9 protein-coding genes are annotated in these 6,052 nt (G+C 29.8%); 4 read left to right on the forward strand and 5 right to left on the reverse strand.

Annotation, left to right across the window (positions count from 1 at the left end):
- The first annotated feature begins 76 nt into the window (after positions 1 to 76).
- Entirely contained in the window at positions 77 to 1,063 is a 987-nt protein-coding gene (locus JF73_RS09140; protein ID WP_046325867.1) for an SLAP domain-containing protein, read from the forward strand.
- A gap of 30 nt (positions 1,064 to 1,093) precedes the next feature.
- On the opposite strand, the gene JF73_RS09400 is transcribed toward JF73_RS09140, so the two are convergent.
- Both JF73_RS09400 and JF73_RS09575 read right to left on the reverse strand, forming a co-directional pair.
- Positions 1,094 to 1,354, reverse strand: coding sequence for a DDE-type integrase/transposase/recombinase (locus tag JF73_RS09400; RefSeq protein WP_052724696.1), 261 nt, complete (start codon positions 1,352 to 1,354; stop codon positions 1,094 to 1,096).
- Between the two features lie 206 nt (positions 1,355 to 1,560).
- Positions 1,561 to 1,731 (reverse strand): IS3 family transposase, encoded by a 171-nt coding sequence (locus tag JF73_RS09575; protein ID WP_084608724.1) that lies wholly within the window; start codon positions 1,729 to 1,731, stop codon positions 1,561 to 1,563.
- Between the two features lie 557 nt (positions 1,732 to 2,288).
- Here JF73_RS09575 and JF73_RS09150 point away from each other — a divergent pair.
- Positions 2,289 to 2,792, forward strand: a complete 504-nt coding sequence (locus JF73_RS09150) for a hypothetical protein (protein WP_046325868.1) — start codon at positions 2,289 to 2,291, stop codon at positions 2,790 to 2,792.
- Between the two features lie 24 nt (positions 2,793 to 2,816).
- Positions 2,817 to 3,056 (forward strand): hypothetical protein, encoded by a 240-nt coding sequence (locus JF73_RS09155; RefSeq protein WP_046325869.1) that lies wholly within the window; start codon positions 2,817 to 2,819, stop codon positions 3,054 to 3,056.
- A gap of 397 nt (positions 3,057 to 3,453) precedes the next feature.
- On the opposite strand, the gene JF73_RS09160 is transcribed toward JF73_RS09155, so the two are convergent.
- The 3 genes from JF73_RS09160 to JF73_RS09170 form a co-directional block, all read right to left on the reverse strand.
- Positions 3,454 to 3,708, reverse strand: a complete 255-nt coding sequence (locus tag JF73_RS09160; protein WP_046325870.1) for a hypothetical protein — start codon at positions 3,706 to 3,708, stop codon at positions 3,454 to 3,456.
- A gap of 212 nt (positions 3,709 to 3,920) precedes the next feature.
- Entirely contained in the window at positions 3,921 to 4,724 is an 804-nt protein-coding gene (locus tag JF73_RS09165) for a ParA family protein (protein WP_046325871.1), read from the reverse strand.
- 355 nt (positions 4,725 to 5,079) lie between these two features.
- Positions 5,080 to 5,382 (reverse strand): hypothetical protein, encoded by a 303-nt coding sequence (locus tag JF73_RS09170; protein WP_046325872.1) that lies wholly within the window; start codon positions 5,380 to 5,382, stop codon positions 5,080 to 5,082.
- Between the two features lie 136 nt (positions 5,383 to 5,518).
- On the opposite strand from JF73_RS09170, the gene JF73_RS09760 reads away from it, so the two are divergent.
- A partial coding sequence (locus JF73_RS09760; protein ID WP_046327895.1) for a hypothetical protein occupies positions 5,519 to 6,052 on the forward strand: 534 nt, incomplete at its 3' end.

Consider the following 6,052-nt stretch of genomic DNA (forward strand, 5'->3'; position numbering starts at 1 on the left):
AAACTTCTGAATAAAAATTTTACTTTTATTATGATAGTCATGTAAACAATATTCTTAACTATCACAAGGAGGAAAAATGAATTTCAAAAGGAAAGTGATTAAATTAAACAGTAGTATTGCTTTATCCCTGGCATTATTTAGTTGTGTTGATGTGGAAACAAACAGTTTTCATAATGTTGTCCAAGCTTCTAGCTATCAGAAAGCAAAGATTACTCATAATGCCTTTATTTACAATAACAAAGGAAAAAGAAAAATTGACTTTACTTTAAAAAAGGGCAAATTAATAAAAGTCTATAATAGGAAAAAAATAAAAGGAAAAAAGTTTATTAGAATCGGTAAAAATAAGTACATAAAAAAGTCCAATGTTAGAAAAATAAAAAAGTATCTGTTTACTATTAACCTCGAAAATTATGTTAGTGCGCACGTTATACCGCAAAAAGACAGTGCGTTTGGAAATGATTTTATTGGTAAACAGAAAATATATGAAAAACAAAGGGACTCAAACGGTAATGAATGGCTAGCAGTAAATAAAGATAATTGGCTATTAAAAACTGATGTTGAAAACTCAAGTAAAAAAGATAAGGATGATGCAGACCAAGAAAATAGATCTATATTGTCTAGTAGCCCTAAAAAAACTATCACTGAAATTAAAAATGATAGTTACACAAAGGCTATTGAAGACAGCTTTCTTAGCCAATTAAATGCTTTACGAAATAATAAGGGAATGAGGCCTTTTATTTACAATGAGGCTTTACACTCATACGCCAAATTGCGTGCTAAGGAAACTCTTCGAAACTATAGCCATGTTCGACCTAACGGTGAAAAAACAAAGTTTGGTGAAGTTTTAGCTGGTGGCACAGCGAGTGCTTATGGTTCACCTGAAATAACTGCAAAAGAAATTTTAGATTGTTTTATTTATTATGATGCTGCTTCTAACTGGCAACACCGTGATTTATTGCTTAATCCCAATTATACAAAAATGGGAGTAGGCATAGCGTGGGATAAGAACACAGATTATGCTGATGCAGCTGTGGGCTTTAATCTTATCGCAAATTTCTATTAGTTAAATAATCTAAAATCTGTTAAACTGCTTTTAAAAACCATAAAACATTTCTCGTTTGAGCATGCCGAAGGAGCCTTCCATTAACCCTTCATTAAGGGAATTGCTCTTGCGTGTCATTGATTGGTCAATGCCATGGCTTTTCAGCCACGCTTGAAACTGTCCATTTTGGTATTGCCAGCCTTGATCAGTATGGAATATCAAGCCATTCAAGGCTGGATATTTTTGCCAGGCCTTTTTAACATATCCATAGTCTGTTAAGATTAGGACTGCGGGAAATGGTATAAGAAACAATCTCTTGGGTGCAGCCGTCAATGATCGGTGATAAATAGGTCTTTTGACCCTTAAACTTAAACTAAGTTATATCTGAATACCTTTTGTGATTGGAATAAACCGCACTGAAGCTGCGTTTAATCAGGTCAGGCTTAATCGGACCCTGGGTGCTGCGATAGCTGCTGTATTTGTGCTAGCGTTTACTGACTATGTCAAATAATTTCAGCTTATTCATTAAGCTCTGCAGTAATGCGGCGATAGCCATAGCGGTGCTTGTGTTCTTCATAAATAGCTTTGATTTCAGCCATTATTTCTCGATTATCCCGCTCTTGGTCCTTCTTCTCTAAAATTATAGTAGTAATTACTGCGGGATAAGTGCAGCAGATTGGAATTGGCATTAATGGTATCAAGAATAAAAGGTACGCTGACTTTAAGCTCACGTCTTAGTTGGGTAACTGCCTGGGCTCTTTAAAACATAAAGAAAAAATATTGCTAATGGCCTAAAAGAGCCAGTTCGAAAAAATGAACACTGGTGGCAAAAAATTTTTAAGTAATTGGGCATAAGACCTTGAGACATATTAAGTTCACTTCTAACTGGCTTATAATTATTCACTAACAATAGGGAACTTAACGTTTAAAAGTAACGTATTTAAAGTTATTTTGGCAATATTTGCACCCACTATAATATTAATTTCCACTGTCTTTTTTAAATAAGTAATCAATATTTCAAATGACTCGTAAGAGTCATTTTTTATTTTATCTTCTAGTTATTAATCTTTGAAAAATTTGATAAGTTCATATTATCAAGCACAAATTAACTGGATATTTAATGAACTATATGTTTATATATACATAAATATTTTTTAATATTATTTGTTGACAAATTTTTATACTGAATTATAGTTTTAATATCAATGTCGACATTGATCTAAAATTTTATGAAAGGCGTACTATTATGAAAAGTACCATTAAAAAATTGGGAATTTCTCTTGCGGCAGCAAGTTTTATAGGAACGACTATGGCAACAACTGTAGTAAATACATTTGCTGCTACGGATAACTCCGTAAGTAATTCCAATGAAAATCAAAACGACAGTTCATATGAGGCATTGTACGGTTCATTAACTAAAGATCAACAAGATGAGTTTGATCAAATTGTTAATGGTGCTGGACTTAATGAGGAGCAACAGAATACTCTCTTACAAGACAAAATTACTGAACAAAACAATAACCTGACGCGTGGTTTAAAGTTAGAAACAATTAAAGAAATTGCCAAATATGTTGCTAAAATCACTGGTAACAGTTTAAAAGCTAAATCACTAAAAGCTTTTGTAAACTTTCTAACTGATTATGAAGGTAAAGCTGAAGATGGTATACGATATGCACTAATTCATTATCTTCACTTTAACAGCACAGTCGCTTACTGGACGGCACGAACAATCGTATTTATTTATCTATAAATAATCTAAAGGTGTGACTACAACATGAATACTACTTTAATAATAATCATTATCTTGGCTCTAGAGCTTCTGCCAATCGATACTTGGCTTGCCAGATATAATATGACGCTTGCTATACCTATCTTTTTTACTTTAGCGTTGATTGCCGTGTTTCTCCTCTCTCTAGTGGGCTTTGCAAAAGCTTTTCATTGGTATGATTATCTAATAACAGTTATTACATGTGTTTATGAGTGGATGATATTCTTCAGAAATAACAAAAAATAAGCAACCCAAATACGCAAATTAATTACAAATTAAGCAAATTAAATACCCAATCAAAAAATAATTCCATATATACCAAAGCAACTTCGCTTAACATAGTGTACATTTAGCGAAGTTACTACGAAACTTAGAGCTGTACGGCTTAAAACTGCAGCAAATAATTGTTTGTGAATTTGAAGCCGTATAGCAAAAGGGAAGACTGATTTAACAGCCTTCCCTTTTTTCGTTTAACCCCGCCAAAGAATTTTGGCGTGCTAGATAGTTACAAACAACTTCAATTTTCAAAGCAGTCGAATATCTACTCATAAAAAAGTGCTCCTAATAGTCAGATTATTGTCTAACTTTTATGGGACATTTCATAGTGGCAAAGTGTTTGTATATACTGATTGCTTACTTTTAATTATAAGTTCTCAATGAGATCAGAAAGAAATTTAGAATCAGATCTATAATTCCTCATACTTGCAACTTCTTTTAGTTTTTTTCTTACACTTGGCTTAAGACTGAAAGTATAATTTTTTGTATTTTCTATCTTTACTGAGTTAATCGGTGGAATAACTGAAAATTGACTATTCTTATCTTTTTTTAGTTGTTCAGCTTTTTTACTGCCCTCTTTTAAAGTTTCTTGTATTTGCTTATTTTTTGGATCGAAGCCCATAATTTTCCCCCTTATATGTACTACTATAAAGATATTTATAAATATAAGGTTATTTATACTTGTACTTATAAATAAATTTATATTTATAAATTATAATTTTTATTACCAAACAAAGATCTTTAGCTTAATTATAGCTAAATCATATTATAATATTTATAAGTATCTTTATACTTATAAATGTAAGTATATTTGATATTTTATAACAAAGCAAATTATGTGTGACTTATTTTATCTGTTAGTTTCGTAAAGGTTGAATTTATCTCATCAAAAAATTTTCTATTTCTAATATAGGTCTTATGGTCCTTACTCATCGATGTAATTGAAATTTTATCTAAAGTAGATCGATTAAATAATTCTTTTTGGGGTATAACCGCGAGTACATCTTTTTCCTTTTCAATGACATTCAATAATTCATGAGATGACTTTGTATTGTGCCTTACCATATTAGCAATATAAAATAGATTAGCTGTTACATATGATTTTCTAGTACTAAAATCGATAGCCTCCTTCTTTAATTCCTTTATCCGTTCTTCCAAATTGAACTTTGCATTATACCCGTGTTCACTAGGGGTGATCGGACTTAAAATAATATCACTTACAATAATTGCATTTTTAATTGCAGTATCAAAATCCGGACGAGTGTCAAAAATCACGTAATCAAATTTATCTAAATGCAGAGCATCATAATTATCGGCCAGCCACATATACAAAAGCATGTTTTTATTGGTCTTATTTTCAATTGATGTTTCAATCTGATCTAAATGCATATCTCCTGTGATTAAGCTAATATTATCTTTAACCTTTCTAATTACTGCGGTACTATTTTCCAAAAAGATACCACCAACTGTTCCGTCAGTTTCATAATGATCATATATCTGAGAAAGATTGCATTGATGATCTAAATCGATTAGTAAAACATTACTATTATTTTCTTGAGCAAGCCATTCTGCATAGTTGAACGCTAGTGTTGTTTTTCCTACACCACCTTTGATAGCTGAAAATGTAATAAATTTCATTCTTCTTATCCTTTCATTTGCTTCTAAATAAAATTAACAGTGATTAAAGTTATAATATAACTTTAAAATCTTAAGAACATTTTAGCACTCATACTTAAATTGTTTCCAGTTTTTATTTATATTTATACGTATGAATAACTTTATGAATATAAGTGGCTACAAATTTAAAAAATAAACGTTCCTTTATATTTTCAAATGATGCAGGATACGCTAATAATCTGTAAAAAATTATCTCACTTACACGTATAATTATACTTACATTTATACTTACACAGATGTTTACAATTATACTTATTTAGTACTGGGATAAACTATCAATGTTAATAAATTTTCGTAATCTATATTATCTTACTCATTAGTATTCTTCAGTGTTGTTTTCATCCCAAATTTCTTTTGCATGCGTGTTTTCTTTTTTAGTATGACTTTTGGAAATTATTTTCTCTCTTTTTTCACTATATAATTTATTAGTTTTTGTTATTTCTTCTGCAAACATAGTCGATAAAAGAAGATCTTTATTCCCATAATCCTTTATAAAATATCTAATAACTAGTTTTATAACTTGAGTTATATTTAAGCTTCTTTGTTTATTTAGAAAGTCTATGATATCTTTATCTCTTCTTGAATCTAATCTAATATCTACTCTTGTTCTTTCCTTCATATGCTTTTCTTTCTATAGTTTGAATAACAAAATTATATTATTTCTAGTATGTAATTTTTTAAATTTCTAGAAAACAAAAATTTAAAGTGTAAAATTGTTACACTGTATTAAATCCAAAAATTTAGGGAGAGATACTGTGAACTTAGTCAGCAAGTCTACTTTAGCAAGCTATTATGAATGTTACCTCTATAAGTTATTAAGAGAACATCATGAAGATAACAACAAATTTCATTATGTAATCACAAAATATTTAGCCAACACGGAAAAAGGGGATGAATTAAAAAACGAAAATATTATTTCTCGTGATAATAACCATTCTAAAAAGCAAAGCAATAGAGTAGGGGAGCCAAAACCAGAATTTAAAAAACAGGACAAGCAAAAAAAAGACGAAAAAGTAAAACAGAAAAATATGAATTCGACTTTTGTAGATCTAAAAAAGTCTTTTGAGACAGCAGAATGGCTTAGAAAATTAAATAGCTTAAAAGTTGACATTTCAAACAATTTAACCAAAATGAAAATAAAAAAAATTGATATTATTAATTTAAATAATAATTCAGAAAATTATCTTCCACTAAATAGCCGATCGCTAAATTTGTTGTATTCTGTAATCATTGGAATAAACTTAGACATCATTTTAATTTTTAATGACCAAACTATAATTAGTCTTGCT

Source organism: Lactobacillus helsingborgensis (genome assembly GCF_000970855.1).
In the GTDB taxonomy this organism is placed as follows: Bacteria; Bacillota; Bacilli; order Lactobacillales; family Lactobacillaceae; genus Lactobacillus; species Lactobacillus helsingborgensis.